The following is a 16,334-nucleotide window of genomic DNA, read 5'->3' as shown; positions in this document are numbered from 1 at the left end:
CCATGCGGCGCTCAGTTGGTCGCCGCCTGTGCCTTGTCCTGATCCTTGAGCTGGCTCCAGGCGTTCTGCTGGGCAAGCATCTGGCGAAGATAGGCCACATTGGCTTGCGCCTGTTCGGGCGAAAGCTCTTGCGAGGCGATCTTCTCGGCCTCGTCGAAGCGGCCCTGCAGTCCCACGACCAGCGCAAGGTTCTGCCGCACCCGGCTGTCGGCATTCGGTTGCTGGGCTGCCGAGCGCATATAGGTCTCGGCGGTGCGCAGATCGCCTTCCAGCACATAGGACATACCGAGATTGGAAAGGATCGAGGGTTCGTTCGGCTTGAGGTCCAGCGCCTTGCGGTAGTTCTGGCGCGCTTCATCCTTCTGGCCAAGCTGGTCGAGAATGGCGGCCTCGGCCGACATCAGCCGCCAGTCCGGATATTCCGGCGTCTGCGCCCGGCGCACGGCGTCGAGCGCCGGCTCGAACTGGCCGTTGGCGGCCAGCGCCTTGCCGTAGGCGGCAAGCACGTCGCGATCCTTGGGGTAGGCGATCGCCAGCTTGCGCATCACGGCAAGCGACTGGTCGGCATCGCCGTCCATCTGGAGCGCCGCCGCAAAATTTGTCGCCAGCCGCTTGTCGTTGGGGTTCTTTGCGTAGGATTCGCCGAGCCGCCCGGTTGCCCCGTGCAACTCGCTGGCCGACATGGTTTCCAGCGGTTTGCCGCTGGTGCGACCGATCGAGCCGGTCGTGAGCTTGCTGGTTCCGCACCCGGCAACACCGGCCGCCAGCGCCATCAGCAACGCTGTGGTGACCAACCGTTTGCCCGTGACGTTCGTCCTGCGGTTGGTGGGCATCTGCACGGGGCTCTCCATTCCTGCGCGTGGCCATTCACGTGGCCATCTTCATCCCCGCAGAAATATTCTGTTAACCCTAACGGACAGTTAAAAAGCGAGCCGTCTGATCGGCGAACGGCCCGCCGGAAGCCATTGGCCTGGCATGTCCAATGTCTGGTCTCTGTGCATAGATGTTGAAATCATCCGACGTCCCTATCTTGACTGGGGACGATCTGCAAGCCTCCCGGAGACCATCGAATGCCCGTCGAACTCGTCGAGACACTAAACACTGCCTTGCCGGTCCATCTGGTCGCGAGGGATGGACTGGAGGCCTTGGGGCTTTCGCCTTCCACGATCGCATGGGCGGCCGCCAACGGCTTTTCCGGCGAAGCCGGCAGGACGCTCGCTGTCGCCGGCGACAACGGTTCCCTTGCCGGCGCCTTGTTCGGCGTCGGTGATGGCGAGGGCGCGCTGGCCGTCGGCATGCTGGCGAGAGCCTTGCCGGAAGGCGACTGGCATTTTGCCGCCGCTCCAGCCGAGCCGGAACTCGCGGCCATAGGCTTGGTGCTCGGCGGCTATGTCTTCACTCGCTACGGCAAGAAATCAGGCAAGGCGTTGCGTTTTGCGCTGCCGTCCGGCGCCGATGCGGGTCGTGTCCGGCGCATCGCCGACGGCGTCTTCCTGGCGCGCGACCTGGTCAACACGCCGACCAGCGACATGGGACCGGACGAGTTCGAGAAGGCCGTACGGACCCTGGCGGCCACTCACAAGGCCGAGGTATCGGTGATCAAGGGCGATGATCTCCTAAAGCAGAATTTCCCGATGATCCATGCGGTCGGCCGGGCCTCGGTCGGAGTGCCGCGCCTGATCGATATGGTTTGGGGACCGGAAGGCGCGCCGAAGGTGACGCTGGTCGGCAAGGGTGTCTGTTTCGACACTGGCGGCCTCGACATCAAGCCTTCGTCGGGCATGCTCTTGATGAAGAAGGATATGGGCGGCGCCGCCAATGTGCTGGGCCTGGCCTCGATGATCATGGCTGCCGGGCTGAAGGTGCGGCTGCGCGTCCTGATCCCGGCGGTCGAGAATTCGATTGCCGGCAACGCTTTCCGGCCTGGAGATGTACTGACCAGCCGCAAGGGCATTACCGTCGAGATCGGCAACACCGACGCCGAAGGGCGGTTGGTGCTGGCCGACGCGCTGGCGCTGGCCGATGACGAGGAGCCGGAACTGCTGATCGACATGGCGACGCTGACCGGGGCAGCGCGTGTCGCGCTCGGGCCCGATCTGCCGCCTTTCTACACTGGCGACGAAGCGCTGGCGTCCGAACTGGCTGCGGCCTCCATGGCCGTCGAGGATCCGTTGTGGCGCATGCCGTTGTGGCGACCCTATGAAGGCAGGCTGGCGTCGAAGATCGCCGACATCAACAACGTCACCACCGACGGCTTCGCCGGTTCGGTCACCGCGGCGCTGTTCCTCAAGCGCTTTGTCGAACGGACAACGGGCTGGGCGCACTTCGACATCTTCGCCTGGAACCCGTCCGATCGCCCCTACGGACCCGCCGGCGGAGAGGCGCAAGGCATCCGTGCACTGGAGCGGGTCATTTCGAGGCGCTATGCCTGACGCCCTGAGACGGCCACCAAAACTGAAACGGAACCGAAACAATTTGCCGTCATGCTCGGGCGATGTCGATTTCGATGCGTCCGAGCCAGGCGATGCGGCTGTGGCAGCAGGTGATGCTGTCGCAGGTGCGCGCCGGCGCGCCAGATCTCACCATGCGCCAGACGGCGATCCTGTTCACCATCTATCTCGACCCGCCGCCGCACACGGTGCGCGGTCTAGCCGCCCGCCTCAATGTTACCAAGCCGGTTATCACTCGCGCCCTCGACACGATGGGTGCGCTGAAACTGGTGTCACGCCATCGCGACGAGCTCGACAAGCGCAATGTGCTGATCCGGCGCACGGTCGAAGGCGCGCTCTTTGTCGAGCGCTTCGGGGATGGTATCGTTGCCAGGGCTCATGAACTGCCCATCTGATCAATCCATGAATTAGAACGAGTACCGATTTGACTGCCAGGGATGCCCGCCTCCACGCCTTCCGTTCCGACCTCGCCGATGCCAGGCTGAAAGGGGAGGTTTCGGCCGATCGCTTCGTCACCGGCCGTCGGGCTCGGATCACGGCCTCCGTGGCTGACGTGCGCAAGGCACCGCGCCCGGATGCCGGCGTCAACACGCAGGTACTGTTCGGCGACGATGTGCTTGTCTTCGAGGAAGCCGAGGGATGGGCCTGGGTCCAGGCCGAACGTGACGGCTATGTCGGCTACGTCGGCGCCACCATGCTGGGCGCACCCGAGCATGCGCCAACCCACATCGTCACGGCGCCGCGCACTTTTCTCTATCCAGGCCCGGATCTGCGCTTTCCGATCAGCGGGCAATTGTCGATGGGCTCGACGGTGACGGTGAGGGGCGCTGCCGAAACGCGCGGCACGCACTATGCGCTGTTGCCTTCCGGCGAGGCGCTGATCGCCGGCCATGTGCGCCCGGTCAGCGATATCGCCGCCGACTATGTCTCGGTCGCCGAGATGTTTATCGGCACGCCCTATCTCTGGGGCGGCACCTCCGGCTTCGGCATCGACTGTTCTGGCCTCGTGCAACTGGCCATGCGCATGGCCGGCCGCAATGTGCTTCGAGATTCCGACATGCAGGCGGCAGGCCTGGGCGAGCCGCTCGATCCGGGATCCGATTATGCCGGGCTAAAACGCGGTGACCTCGTGTTCTGGAAGGGGCATGTCGCCGTTATGGCCGACGCCGAGACCATGATCCACGCCAACGGCCACACCATGCTGGTCTCGCGCGAAGGGCTGAAGGATGCGGTTGATCGGATTGGGTATCGCTATGGCGGGCCGACTGGGTTTCGGCGGCCTTAGCGCCTCTTCCTTCGCCCCGTTCACGGGGAGAAGGTGCCCGAACGGCGGATGAGGGGCGGCGCCAGCGATTGAAAGCTCGCGCTGTCCCTCACGTGCCTGCCGGCATCCTCTCCCCGTACGGGGTGAGGGCAACTCACCCGATCACCTTTTGTTCCGATTTTCCTTGGCGATCGCGCGCCGTCGCGCTACCTCTTTCGCGTGACCGAGCAGCCGCGCCTTGCCAAACAAAATGCCGCCGTCCTTCTGCCCGAGCCATTCATCAGATGGTTTGGCGAAAAAGGCTGGTCGCCGCGCGCTCACCAGATCGAGCTGCTGGCGAAGGCTCAAGCCGGGCAATCGGTGCTCTTGATCGCACCGACCGGCGCCGGCAAGACACTGGCCGGCTTCTTGCCATCGTTGACCGAACTGGCCAACCGCCCCAGACGCAAAGCTGGTATGGCACGGCGCGGCATCCATACGCTCTACATCTCGCCGCTGAAGGCGCTGGCCGTCGACATCGAGCGCAATCTCGGCAAGCCCGTGGAGGAGATCGGCCTGCCCGTCACCATCGAGACGCGCACCGGCGACACCCCTTCGCACAAGCGGCAGCGCCAGAAACTGGCGCCGCCCGACATCCTTTTGACCACGCCCGAGCAATTGGCGCTGCTGATCGCGGCCGGCGATGCCGGGCGCTTCTTCGAGGATCTGCGCTATGTCGTCCTCGACGAGTTGCATTCGCTGGTGACATCGAAACGCGGCCATCTGCTGGCGCTCGGGCTGGCGCGGCTGCGCAGCATCGTGCCCGGCCTGCAGACGATCGGTCTGTCGGCAACGGTGGCCGAGCCCGACGAGTTGCGGCGCTGGCTGGTGAGCCAGAATCCGCCCAAAGGCCTGGCAAGTCCCGATATGTCTGAGCTCATCGTCGTAACCGGCGGCGCGAAGCCCGAAATCTCGATCCTCGATTCGGAAGAGCGCGTGCCATGGGCCGGCCATTCGGCGCGCTATGCGACGCCGGAAATCTACCGCGAGATCAAGCGCCACAAGACCACCCTGCTGTTCGTCAACACCCGCAGCCAGGCCGAGCTGCTGTTTCAGGAATTGTGGCGGGTCAACGAGGATACCTTGCCGATCGCGCTGCATCACGGCTCGCTCGATGTCGCCCAGCGCCGACGCGTCGAGAAGGCGATGGGGGAAAACGCGCTCCGTGCCATCGTCGCCACCTCGACGCTCGACCTTGGCATCGATTGGGGCGATGTCGATCTGGTCGTCCATGTCGGCGCGCCCAAGGGCGCCAGCCGGCTGGCGCAGCGCATCGGCCGCGCCAATCACCGCATGGACGAGCCGTCGAAGGCGATCCTGATCCCGGCCAATCGTTTCGAGGTGCTGGAGTGCCGGGCAGCGCTGGACGCCAACTATCTGGGCGCCCAGGATACGCCGCCGCTGGTCAATGGCGGGCTCGATGTGCTGGCCCAGCATGTGCTGGGCTGCGCCTGCGGAGCGCCGTTTCGCGCCGACGATCTCTACGAGGAAGTGCTGACAGCAGCGCCCTATGCCAGCCTCGACCGGCCGACATTCGACCGCGTCATTGATTTCGTCGCCACCGGCGGCTACGCACTGAAGAACTACGAGCGCTACGCCCGCATCCGCCTCAACAAGGACGGCATGTGGCGGGTCTCCAATCCCCGCGTCGCGCAGCAATATCGGCTGAACGTCGGCACCATCATCGAGGTGCCGGCGCTCAATGTGCGTTACGTCAAGGCGGGCAGCAAAGGCTCGGCTTCGCACGGCGGCCGGGCTCTGGGCAAGATCGAGGAGGCCTTCCTCGAAACGCTGACGCATGGCGACACCTTCATGTTTGCCGGCAAAGTGCTGCGCTTCGAAGGCATCCGCGAGAACGAATGCTTCGTCTCGAATGCGCCGGGAAGCGACGCCAAGGTTCCTTATTATGGCGGCGGCAAATTTCCGCTTTCGACTTACCTCGCCGAGCAGGTGCGCGCCATGCTGGACGACCCGCAGCGCTGGAAGAAGCTGCCCGAGCAGGTATCGGACTGGCTGCGGTTCCAGGCCGACAAATCGGTATTGCCCAAACGCGACGACCTCTTGATCGAGACCTTTCCGCGCGGCAACCGTCACTATCTCGTCGCTTATCCTTTCGAGGGCAGGCTGGCGCACCAGACGCTCGGCATGCTGCTCACCCGCCGGCTGGACAGGGCCGGCGCCAGGCCGCTTGGCTTCGTCGCCACCGACTACGCATTGGCCATCTGGTCGCTGGGCGATATGGGCGCGATGTTCAAATCGCGGAAACCTTCGCTTGGCGCTCTGTTCGACCAGGACATGCTGGGCGACGACCTCGAGGCTTGGCTGGCCGACAGCTGGCTGCTCAAGCGCACCTTCCGCAACTGCGCGCTGATTTCAGGCCTGATCGAGAAGCGCCACCCGGGACAGGAGAAAAGCGGCCGTCAGGTCACCGTCTCGACCGATCTGATCTATGACGTGCTGCGCAGCCATGAGCCCGACCACATCCTGCTGCAGGCGACGCGCGCCGACGCGGCGACCGGTCTGCTCGATGTCAGCAGACTTGCCGACATGCTCTCGCGTATCCAGGGTCGAATCGTGCATAAGGCACTCGAACAGATATCGCCGCTGGCCGTGCCGATCATGCTCGAAATCGGCAAGATGCCGGTGAATGGCGAGGCCGACGAAACGCTGCTGATGGATGCCGCGACTTTGGTCGAGGAAGCCATGGGTCCTGGGATGGTTGAGGAATGAATTTTTCGCTGGCGCGGGCATCGCTGATCGCCGAGGCCGACTTTGTCGGCATCGCGGGCGAGCGCGCGATCTGTGATTCGCGCGGCGTGCTCTATTTCCCCGATCTGAGGCTGCTCGCGGTCTCCGACCTGCATCTGGAAAAGGGCTCGTCCTTCGCCAGGCGCGGCGCACTGATCCCGCCCTACGATACCGGCGCCACTCTGCTCCGGCTGCAGGCGGTAATCGCGGACTACCAGCCGGCCATCGTCATCAGCCTGGGCGACTCCTTCCACGACGGCGGCGGCGCCGAGCGCATGCATCAAACCTTCCGCGATCGGCTGGAAGCATTGATGGCCGGCCGCGACTGGTTCTGGGTCGCCGGCAACCATGACCCGGAAGCGCCGGCGGATTTGCCCGGCGAGACGGTGCGCGAACTCGCCATCGGCTCGCTGCTGTTCCGCCACGAGCCGTCGAAGATAAGAACCGAGGGCGAAGTTGCCGGCCATCTTCACCCTTGCGCCCGCATCGTCCAGCAGGGCCGCTCGGTGCGGCGGCGCTGCTTTGCCGGCGATGGCGGCCGCATGATCATGCCGGCCTTCGGCGCTTATACCGGCTCGCTCAACGTGCTCGACCGCGCCTATGCCGGCCTGTTCCGCCGCGAGACGTTGATAGCTTATATGATGGGCGCCGCGCGCATCTTCGCCATTTCCGGTTCGATGCTGCGGCCGGGCTGAGTTTCTACGGTATAAGCACGGTTGCGCCTGTCGTCTGCCGTGCTTCGAGCCGGCGGTGCGCCTCCGCCACTTCGGCAAGCGGCATGCTTGTGTGCACCGGGATTTTCACTGCGCCGCTGAGGACGACGCTGAACAGATCCTCGCTCATGGCGACGACGTCCTCACGCCTGGCGAGATGATGGAACAGCAACTGCCAGGTGGCGAACAGCGAACCCTTTTGCATCAAAAGCATGATGTCGAAGGGCGGGATCGACCCCGACGCTGTGCCGTAGCTGACGAAGGTGCCGAACGGCTGCAGGCAGTCGAGCGAGGCGGGGAAGGTCGCGTTGCCGACGCCGTCATAGACGGCGTGGCAGCCTTCGCCGTTGGTGACCTCTTTCACCCGTGCGGCGAAATTCTCTTTGCTGTAGTCGATGACATGGTCGCAGCCATTGGCGCGCGCAAGTTCGGCCTTTTCGGGTGAACCGACCGTGCCGATGACGGTCGCGCCGAGATGTTTGGCCCATTGCGTCAGGATGAGGCCGACGCCGCCCGCCGCGGCATGCACCAGGATTGTATGGCCCGCCTCGACGCGAAACGTGCGGCGCAGCAGATATTGCGCCGTCAGCCCTTTCAGCATCATCGCCGCACCTGTCTCGAAATCGATGGCGTCGGGCAGATGCACGACGAAATGCGCCGGCACGATGCGTTCTTCGGCATAGGCGCCGAGCGTCTCGACATAGGCGACTCGGTCGCCAGGCGCGAAGCCGCTGACGCCTTCACCGACGGCGACGATTTCGCCGGCGCCTTCATTGCCGGGAATGAATGGCAGAGCGGGCGGCGCGTATTCGCCGGTGCGAAAATAGATGTCGACGAAGTTGAGGCCGACCGCCCGGTTGCGCACGCGCACCTCGCCCGGTCCGGGCTGGCCGATGTCGACATCTTCGTAGGCGAGCATATCTGGCCCGCCATGGCGGTGAACACGGATCGCTTTCATGGTTTTCTTCCCTGCGCTGTTTCTCTTGAGTGTGAGATAGCGCGTGGCGGGATATCATTGTAGACTGATACCGATGACATCAGAGTTCAAACAAAATGATATCTGAGCAGATCGGCCTCGACCTTCTCCGCACCTATGTCGCGGTCTGCCGGCAAGGTAGCCTGAGCAGGGTCGCCGCGCAGACCGGCAAGACCCAATCGGCGATGAGCATGCAGATGCGCCGGCTGGAGGGCCTGCTCCAACGGCACTTGTTCCAGCGCACCGGCCGCGGTGTCGTACCGACTGCGGCGGGAGAGCTCTTTCTGGGATACGCGACTCGCATCCTCGCTCTCGGCGACGAAGCGGTGGCGCGTCTGCAGCAGGCTAGCATTGGCGGCGGCGTGCGTATTGGTCTTGCCGAAGAGGTCACCACGGCCGCGCTTTCGGCCGCGCTTGGGCGGCTGCATCGCACCTATCCCGACATCAGCCTCGACGCGATGGTCGAGCACAGCGTCGCGCTGGGACGGCTGTGGAGCGAGGATGCGCTGGATGTCATGATTGCCCCGACATCCGTCGTCGCGGCCGATGCCGTGACGACATGGAACGTCGAACTGCAGTGGGTCTGCGCCCAGGACTATGTGCTGGACCATGACCGGCCACTCGATCTCGCCGCCTTCGGCGCAACCTGCCCTTGGCGCAGGCGGATGATCGAGGCGCTGGTCGCCGCCGGCCGGGAGCACCGGATCGTCCTGTCGTGCCAGAGCGTCACCGGCCTTCAGGCCGCGATCGAGAACGGACTGGGCGTTGGACTGCTTCCGCCCGAATCCGTGCGCACCGCTTCGATGCGGGTGCTGAAGACGTCAGCCGGCCTGCCCGAGCCGCTCACGGTCCAATACGGCCTTTACGCGCACGACCGCAGGACAGCTGTAATCGATGCCGCGATCGAAATCCTGCTTAAGGATTTGCCGGCGGCGCCACGAGCACGGGCCGCCTGACGGCGGGACGCTCTACCGGCCGTAATAGAGGGTGACGGTGTGCTTGGCCTCGGCGAAGAACAGCCAGCGCTCGACCAGCATGCCGGCGAACTGGACGGTTGCCGCAAGCACCGACAGCACCGCTGCGAATGGCCAGGGCAAAGCGAATAAGACAGAAAGCAGCAGCAGGGCAGGCAAGGCGAAAGCCAGCAACTGCGTGATCAGCCGCAGCTTTGCACCGTGCTTGCGGGCGATGCGAAAGCCCATTTCCTTGAGCAGGTAGTTCTCCTCGGTGTGCGGCCATTCCAGCGAGCGCACCGTCCCTCCGGCGAGGCCTGTCGCCGTGTTGGCGGTGGTCGCGATCTCCAGCGCGTCATTGTATCGCCACGTCGCCAGCTTCCAGCCCCAGCCGAGCAAGGTCAGCAGCAGGGCGGCTACCGCAACGGCGGTCGGGCTGATGGCGAAAGCCTGCAGCAGCGCGTTCAACAGCACGCTGCCGGTCATCGCCGAAAAGATGAGATAGCCCGGCAGCGTATACGGGCTATGCCACTGCGCGATCGGCTTCAGCGAGGCATAGATTATGCCGGTGGTGCAGACGGTGACGATTGCGCCGATAGTTGCGAGAAACCCGGCGATGGCCATCCAGCCTCCGGTGCGGCCAAAAAACACCCAGCCGATGCCGAACAGCCCGGCGGGAATGAAGGTCGCGACCGAGGCCACGCCTTCGCGCGACAGCCAGGAACTGCGCCATTGCGAGAAGGCGCGCCATGCACGTTCGGGGCGGCCGAGATGGCCGGTCGAGGACAATAGGCCGGCGGCGATCAGGCCGAGCGACAGCCCCATGCCGATAAGGCCGAGCCAGAAATGGGCCGGGATAAAACCCAGTCCGCCAAGCACGCCAAGCAGCGCCAGCAGGCCGTAGCCCGCTCCTGTGGCAGTTGTGAAGAAGACGACGGAAAAGGCTGGATGCATTGGTCAGTTCGAAAGCATGCGGTCGATCCAGCCGAGAAAACCGCCTTCGGCCGTGATTGGCTCGAGCCTTGGCGCCGGCACCCATGCGGCGCGCTGGGCGCGCGGCGGCAGATATTTGTTGGTCGGTTTGTAGCCCATCTCCGGCATCAGGTCGACGCCGCCACGCTCCGCCACCAGTTGCGAGACAGCCGACGAGGGATCGCCGAGATCGCCGAAATGCCGGGCGCTGGTCGGGCAGGCGGCAACGCAGGCCGGCACGCGGTCTTCCTCGGCCAGATTGTCGTTGTAGATGCGATCGACGCACAGCGTGCATTTCTTCATCACGCCGACGTCGGTATCGAATTCGCGCGCGCCATAGGGGCAGGCCCAACTGCACAGTTTGCAGCCGATGCATTTGCTTTCGTCGATCAGCACGATGCCGTCCGACGCCCGCTTGTAGGACGCGCCGGTCGGGCAGACAGTGACGCAGGCAGGCGTCTCGCAATGCAGGCAGGAGCGCGGAAAGTTGACCGTGCGCCCGCCCGCCTCGGTCGTGTGCTCATAGCTGTCCACGCGGTTGAACCAGACGCCGTCGACACGGCCGCCATAGGGGTCGATGTCGGTCAGTGGCGCCATGTGGCCGCCGGTGTTCCACTCCTTGCAGGCGGTGACGCAGGCCTGGCAGCCGACGCAGGTGTCGAGGTCGATGACCAGGCCAAGCTTCTTGTCTGTATGGGCGGGAAGGCAGGTCATTCCACGGCTTCCCTATTGACGCGGAACTCGGCGCCGAAGCGAAGGATGTCGGGCGAAGGCTCGACATTTGGCGGCTGGCTGAAACGCTCGAATTGCGGTTCGGTGAAGCCGGCTTCCTCATCAGAGCATTTGACGATGCGTACCCTGAGGTCGAACCACGCCGCCTGGCCGGTCACCGGATCGGAATTCGAATAGCGTTTGCCTTTCGCGTCAGCCGATGTCTGGTCGCCGATGATGTGGTTGAGCAGGAAGCCGCGATTGCTCTCGGCGGCGTTGTCCTTCAGCCCCCAGGCGCCGCGCCTTTTGCCGATGGCGTTCCATGTCCAGACCGTATCCGCATTGACCCCGTCGACCAGCTTGATCTGTCCCTTCACCCGGCCGTTGATGCTTTCGATCCACACCCAGTCGTCGTCGGCCAGGTCGAGAACTGCCGCGGTCTGGTGGTGCACGAACAGGCGGTTCTGGCTGGTGATTTGCCGCAGCCACGCATTCTGCGAGCCCCAGGAATGATACATGTGCATAGGCCGCTGCGTCAGCGCATGCAGCGGGTATTTCTGCGGATCGACCGCGGCCTCTTCGAACGGCGTAAACCAGAACGGCAGCGGATCCATATAGGTCTCGATGCGCTGGCGTTCGCTCTCGGTCGGCTGGACGCGACCATGACCGCGCGCGGCGAGGCGAAAGCGCTGCATCGGTTCGCAATAGAGCTGGAACACGATCGGCTCGGCCTTGGGGATGAACCCCATCTGCTCTGCGAAGTCGAGATAGGAGCGGTTGGCCATCTTGTAATAGCGCTGGTCCTCAGCAAAATCCTGGTGCCAGAAGCCGCCATTGCCGATGTAGCGCTGCAACTGGTCGGGATTGACTTCGCCCTTGCCGACGGAAGTGCCGTCCTTGCCGCGCCAGCCGGCCAGCGGGCCGATGCCCGGCGTGCGTTCGTGATTGACGATGTAGTCGGCATAGTCGGCATATCTGGCCGAGCCATCGTCCTCGACGAAGCCGGGCAGGCCAAGCCGAGCGCCAAGTTCGATCAGCACCGATTGGAACGGCCTGACATCTCGGTCCGATTCGACCACCGGATGGCGGATCGCGTCGCCCGGCCCGTCGGCATGGCTGATCGGCCGGTCGAGCAGGCTGATGCAGTCGTGACGTTCGAGATAGGTGGTGTCGGGCAGCACCAGGTCGGCGAACGGCACCGTCTCGGAATAATAGGCGTCGGAATAGATGATGAAGGGGATCTTGTAGTTACCCGCTTCGTCATGGTCGGTGAGCATGGCAATGGTCTCGACGGTGTTCATCGAGGAATTCCACGCCATGTTCGACATGTACATCATCAGCGTGTCGATTGGGTACGGGTCACCGGCCCACGCATTGCGGATGACCGTATGCATCAGCCCATGCGCGGCGAGCGGCGCATCCCAGGAATAAGCCTTGTCGATGCGCAAAGGCGTGCCGGCCTCGTCGACCAGGAGATCGTCCGGCCCGCAGACGAAGCCGAGCGGCATGCCGTCGAGCGGCGTCATCGGCCTGACCACCTTGCCGGCCGGCTTCGGTCCCGGGGGCGCCGAGCGCGGGTAGGGGGGCTTGAAACGGAAGCCGCCGGGCACGTCCACCGTGCCGAGCAGCACCTGCAGCAGGTGGATGGCACGGCAGGAGTGAAAGCCGTTGGAGTGGGCCGAGATGCCGCGCATGGCATGCATCGACACCGGCCGTCCCTTGATCGTCTCGTGCCGCCGTCCGGCCCAGTCGGTCCACGCAACCGGCAGTTCGATCGTCTGTTCGAAGGCGACGTGGGCGAGTTCGGCAGCGATCCGGCGGATGGTGTCGGCCGGAATGCCGCATCGTGCCGCGACCGCATCGGGTGCGTAGCTGTCGTCCATGTAGCGGTCGGCGATAAGCCGAAACACCGGCACGCAGCGGCGGCCGGCGAACGTGAAGCTGCCGGTCAACGCCGGCTTCGCATCCGCATCGGCTGCGTTGACGGTTGTCTTCGCCACTCTGTCCCACGCGAGAAGATTGTTGTCGCTGTCGCGCAGGAACAGCCCGTCGTCCGCCGCACCCGGCTCCTGGATGACCAGCACATGGGCGTTGGTGTAGCGGAGCAGATAATCGAGATCGACGCGGCCCGCCTTGAGCAGTTCGTGGATGAGGGCGAAGACGAAGAGGCCGTCGGTGCCGGGCCGGATCCCGATCCAGTCGTCGGCAATCGCGTTGTAGCCCGTGCGGCACGGGTTGATCGACACCACCTTGGCGCCGCGCGCCTTGAGTTTACCCAAGCCGATCTTGATCGGGTTGGAATCATGGTCCTCGGCGACGCCGAACAGCATGAAGTATTTCGTATTGTCCCAGTCCGGCTCGCCGAACTCCCAGAACGAGCCGCCGATCGTGTAGAGCCCGCCGGCCGCCATGTTGACCGAGCAGAAGCCGCCATGGGCGGCGAAGTTCGGCGTGCCGAACTGGCTCGCCCACCAGCCGGTCAGCGACTGCGACTGGTCGCGCCCGGTGAAGAAGGCGAGCTTTTTCGGATCGGTTCGGCGGATATTCGATAGCCGCTCGGTCGCAATCGAAAACGCTTCCTCCCACTCGATCTCGCGGAATTCACCCGAGCCCCGCAGGCCGCTGCGCAACAGCGGCTTCTTCAGCCGCGCCGGGCTGTAATGCTGCATGATGCCGGAGCTGCCCTTGCCGCAGATTACGCCGCGGTTGACCGGATGGTCCTTGTTGCCGTTGATGTAGCGCACCTTGCCGTCCTTGATGTGGACGTCGATGCCGCAGCGGCAGGCGCACATATAGCAGGTGGTCTTGGCGATGCTGTCGGAAACGGTTGGCGAGGTGTCGACACCGTCGCCTTCATCAGGCGCGCGTGTATTGGGAAGCGGCCGTTGCGACGGTGCGGAATTGGCCCCGCGCGGCGCAGCTGGATTCATGATGCCGGCGTGCTTTTGCTACCTGCGAATTTGGCCCGCGTCTTCGGTCCGGGGCCACGCATATAGTGTTCTTCAGGATGATATCGATCGCCGGCCAGCCGCCGCCTGAGGCCACGGGTCCAATGCGCAAAAAGGGATCTGAACCGCCCGATCATTTTGTTGGCCGCGATTTGTTGGCGAATTTTTTCTAACTTCGACTGAAAAAGTAGAATAAAGCTATCGATCCGTCTAATCAGTTGTTCTTGTAAATTCGATCGGAATTGGTTCTTAATGCACACATGACGCTGGACCAGTTGCGCATTTTCGTTGCCGTTGCCGAACGCGGCCATATGACCAAGGCGGCGGAGCTTTTGGGCATCTCCCAGTCGGCGGCGTCGGCGGCCATCCGCGCTTTGGAAGAGCAGCATGGCGTTCATCTGTTCAACCGTGTCGGCCGCAACATCGAGCTGGCTCAGACCGGCCACCGTTTCCTGCCCGAGGCCAAGGCGGTGCTGGAACGCGCCGCCGCCGCCCGAAATGTGCTGGAGCATGTCTCGCAGACGGTCGCCGGCAGCCTGTCGATCGCCGCCAGCCTGACCATCGCCAGCTACTGGCTGCCGCGCAGGCTGGCCTCTTTCCATGAAGCCTACCCGGCGGTGCGCTTAAGCGTCAGCATCGGCAACACCAGGCAGGTCGAGGCCAATGTGCTCGACGGCACCGCCGATCTCGGTCTGGTCGAGGGGCGCACCGAGTCAGACATCCTCCGCCGCACCAAGGTCGACGTCGACAGGTTGATGCTGGTCGTCGCCGCCTCGCATCCCGAAATCGCCGAGATCGCGCCGGGCCGCCCGCATATCACAGGGCTGCGCTGGATCATCCGTGAGGGTGGTTCGGGCACGCGCGAGGTGCTGGAGGACCTGGCCCGCCGCGAGGGGATATCGCTTGGCGACCTGCAGATATTTCTGGTGCTGCCGAGCAACGAGGCGGTTCGCCAGGCGGTCGAGGCCGGCGCCGGCGCCACCATCATCTCGGACCTCGTCGTCGGACGCGCCGTCGCCGAGGGCAGTCTCCGGTCGGTGCCGCTCGAACTGCCGAAGCGCGACTTCGCCATGATCACCCATCGCGACCGCCAGGCAAGCCTGGCCCAGATGGCGCTCAAGGCGCATCTCGGCGCTGAAGCCGTCAGCAATCCGGCGTAAGCGATCAGGCGAACTTCCGCTGCGCATCCAGCGCCAGGCCAAGGCCGACCGAGCCGAACATGTCGCCCTCGATAACGGCGGCTTGCGGCACCAGCGACAGGATTTCACGCCGTGCCAGCGGGATCGCGGTCGAACCGCCGGTGAGGAATACGGCGGTGATCGCAGAGGCCGTTATGCCGGCATCGGCAATCGTCTGCCGCACCGTAGCGGACACCCGCTCGATGTCGGCGGCGATGGTCTCTTCCAGGCCGGTCCGCGAGATCTCGGCGGCGAAATGCGCGCCAGGCAGCGCCACCGTTACATCGGCCGAAGCCTGATCCGTCAGCGCGATCTTGGCTCGTTCGACGAGGCCGGCCAGCGCATGGCCGTAACGGTGCTCGACAATATGGATGAAGCGGTCGACAAGGTCGGCGCGGACGGCCTCGAAGCGGATTTGCCTCAGATGCGTCATCGCCTTGGCAGTATAGACGAGGTTGATGCGCTGCCACGTCGCGAGATCAATGAAATAGCTCGCCGGCAGGTTGCGCTTGCCGTCTTTTGTGGGCGAGAGATAGCCGAGCTTGGGCATGACATGGGCGATGCTGAGCAGCCGGTCGAAATCGGTGCCGCCAATATGAATGCCTCGGTTGGCGAGGATGTCGTCCTTGCGGTCGCGTGAGCGGGCGCGTTGCGGCGAAACGCGCACGATCGAGAAGTCGGACGTGCCGCCGCCCATGTCGACGATCAACGCCAGTTCCTCGCGCTTCACGTCCTGCTCATAGTCGAGTGCTGCCGCAATCGGTTCGAACTGGAAGGCGATGTGCTTGAAGCCTTGCGCGCGCGCCGCTTTTTCAAGCTCGCTTTGCGCCTTGGCATCGGCTTCCACATCGTCGTCGACAAATTGCACCGGCCGGCCGAGCACAACGTTCTCCACCGGAGCGCCGGCATCTTCCTCAAGCCGCTTCTTCAAATGGCCGACGAACATGCCGACAATGTCGATGAAACCGATCTGCCGGGCCTTGATCCGCGTCTTCTCATGCGCCAGCGAACTGCCGAGCACGCTCTTCAGCGACCGCATCAGCCGGCCTTCGATGGCATCGGTGTAGTCGGCAATGGCGCGGCGGCCGAAATAGGTGTGACCGTCCTCGAAGTTGAAGAAAACCGCGCTTGGCAATGTCGGCTGTTCACCTTCCAGCGCCACCAGCCGTGCCTGGCCGTTGCGGATCACGCCCACCGTAGAATTGGACGTGCCGAAATCGATGCCGCCAAATGCCTGGTGCATTGCAGCCTCCTGTCATTGGGTCGTCGCTGTGGCAGGCGTCCGCAAGACGCGCGCCGTCCAGAGGCCTGACCGCTCTGCCGAATGATTGTGCGTGTTACCCGAGGGTTGGGAGGCGGCGGTCTATCGCAAGACTGAGAAA

The 16,334-nt window shown here is 64.3% G+C and carries 14 protein-coding genes; 7 read left to right on the top strand and 7 right to left on the bottom strand.

Annotation, left to right across the window (positions count from 1 at the left end):
- Positions 1-11: 11 nt before the first annotated feature.
- Positions 12-833 (bottom strand): tetratricopeptide repeat protein, encoded by an 822-nt coding sequence (locus NLY33_RS01700; RefSeq protein ID WP_023703459.1) that lies wholly within the window; start codon positions 831-833, stop codon positions 12-14.
- Between the two features lie 237 nt (positions 834-1,070).
- Between NLY33_RS01700 and NLY33_RS01695 the strand changes: the two genes are divergently transcribed.
- From NLY33_RS01695 to NLY33_RS01685, 3 genes are all read left to right on the top strand, one after another.
- Entirely contained in the window at positions 1,071-2,432 is a 1,362-nt protein-coding gene (locus NLY33_RS01695) for a leucyl aminopeptidase family protein (protein WP_023703458.1), read from the top strand.
- A gap of 62 nt (positions 2,433-2,494) precedes the next feature.
- The gene (locus tag NLY33_RS01690; RefSeq protein WP_023669596.1) at positions 2,495-2,845 is read left to right on the top strand and encodes a MarR family winged helix-turn-helix transcriptional regulator; all 351 of its coding nucleotides are present in this window, start codon (positions 2,495-2,497) and stop codon (positions 2,843-2,845) included.
- Positions 2,846-2,874: 29 nt separating this feature from the next.
- Positions 2,875-3,735: a C40 family peptidase gene (locus NLY33_RS01685; RefSeq protein WP_023703457.1), complete on the top strand. Its 861-nt coding sequence runs from the start codon at positions 2,875-2,877 to the stop codon at positions 3,733-3,735.
- Between the two features lie 141 nt (positions 3,736-3,876).
- Here NLY33_RS01685 and NLY33_RS01680 read toward each other — a convergent pair whose 3' ends face one another.
- Positions 3,877-4,071 (bottom strand): hypothetical protein, encoded by a 195-nt coding sequence (locus NLY33_RS01680; RefSeq protein WP_245260071.1) that lies wholly within the window; start codon positions 4,069-4,071, stop codon positions 3,877-3,879.
- Between NLY33_RS01680 and NLY33_RS01675 the strand changes: the two genes are divergently transcribed.
- Together NLY33_RS01675 and pdeM are read left to right on the top strand one after the other, a co-directional pair.
- Positions 3,979-6,483 (top strand): ligase-associated DNA damage response DEXH box helicase, encoded by a 2,505-nt coding sequence (locus NLY33_RS01675; RefSeq protein ID WP_245261101.1) that lies wholly within the window; start codon positions 3,979-3,981, stop codon positions 6,481-6,483. The two genes, NLY33_RS01680 and NLY33_RS01675, sit on opposite strands and share 93 nt — an antisense overlap.
- A complete protein-coding gene (gene pdeM, locus NLY33_RS01670) occupies positions 6,480-7,196 on the top strand; it encodes a ligase-associated DNA damage response endonuclease PdeM (protein ID WP_023703455.1) in 717 nt (238 codons plus the stop codon). Before NLY33_RS01675 ends, pdeM begins: the two co-directional genes overlap by 4 nt.
- Positions 7,197-7,200: 4 nt before the next feature.
- On the opposite strand, the gene NLY33_RS01665 is transcribed toward pdeM, so the two are convergent.
- Positions 7,201-8,172 (bottom strand): quinone oxidoreductase family protein, encoded by a 972-nt coding sequence (locus NLY33_RS01665; RefSeq protein ID WP_023708179.1) that lies wholly within the window; start codon positions 8,170-8,172, stop codon positions 7,201-7,203.
- Between the two features lie 95 nt (positions 8,173-8,267).
- Here NLY33_RS01665 and NLY33_RS01660 point away from each other — a divergent pair, with 95 nt between their 5' ends.
- Positions 8,268-9,146: a LysR substrate-binding domain-containing protein gene (locus NLY33_RS01660; protein ID WP_023688709.1), complete on the top strand. Its 879-nt coding sequence runs from the start codon at positions 8,268-8,270 to the stop codon at positions 9,144-9,146.
- A 12-nt stretch (positions 9,147-9,158) separates the two neighbouring features.
- On the opposite strand, the gene NLY33_RS01655 is transcribed toward NLY33_RS01660, so the two are convergent.
- The 3 genes from NLY33_RS01655 to NLY33_RS01645 are packed head-to-tail and all read right to left on the bottom strand — an operon-like array spanning position 9,159 to position 13,756.
- Positions 9,159-10,097, bottom strand: a complete 939-nt coding sequence (locus tag NLY33_RS01655) for a dimethyl sulfoxide reductase anchor subunit family protein (RefSeq protein WP_023708178.1) — start codon at positions 10,095-10,097, stop codon at positions 9,159-9,161.
- A gap of 3 nt (positions 10,098-10,100) precedes the next feature.
- Positions 10,101-10,829: a 4Fe-4S dicluster domain-containing protein gene (locus NLY33_RS01650; RefSeq protein WP_023703453.1), complete on the bottom strand. Its 729-nt coding sequence runs from the start codon at positions 10,827-10,829 to the stop codon at positions 10,101-10,103.
- Positions 10,826-13,756: a molybdopterin oxidoreductase family protein gene (locus NLY33_RS01645; protein ID WP_023703452.1), complete on the bottom strand. Its 2,931-nt coding sequence runs from the start codon at positions 13,754-13,756 to the stop codon at positions 10,826-10,828. The genes NLY33_RS01650 and NLY33_RS01645 overlap by 4 nt, the downstream gene beginning before the upstream one ends.
- 278 nt (positions 13,757-14,034) lie before the next feature.
- On the opposite strand from NLY33_RS01645, the gene NLY33_RS01640 reads away from it, so the two are divergent.
- Positions 14,035-14,934, top strand: coding sequence for a LysR substrate-binding domain-containing protein (locus NLY33_RS01640; protein WP_023703451.1), 900 nt, complete (start codon positions 14,035-14,037; stop codon positions 14,932-14,934).
- 4 nt (positions 14,935-14,938) lie between these two features.
- On the opposite strand, the gene NLY33_RS01635 is transcribed toward NLY33_RS01640, so the two are convergent.
- On the bottom strand, positions 14,939-16,195 hold the full coding sequence (locus tag NLY33_RS01635; protein ID WP_023669606.1) for an Hsp70 family protein: 1,257 nt from the start codon (positions 16,193-16,195) through the stop codon (positions 14,939-14,941).
- Between the last annotated feature and the right edge of the window lie 139 nt (positions 16,196-16,334).

The organism is Mesorhizobium sp. C432A, from assembly GCF_030323145.1.
In the GTDB taxonomy this organism is placed as follows: domain Bacteria; phylum Pseudomonadota; class Alphaproteobacteria; order Rhizobiales; family Rhizobiaceae; genus Mesorhizobium.
The sequence above is the reverse complement of the archived record's forward strand: the minus strand, read 5'-3'. Positions and strand labels throughout refer to the sequence as shown.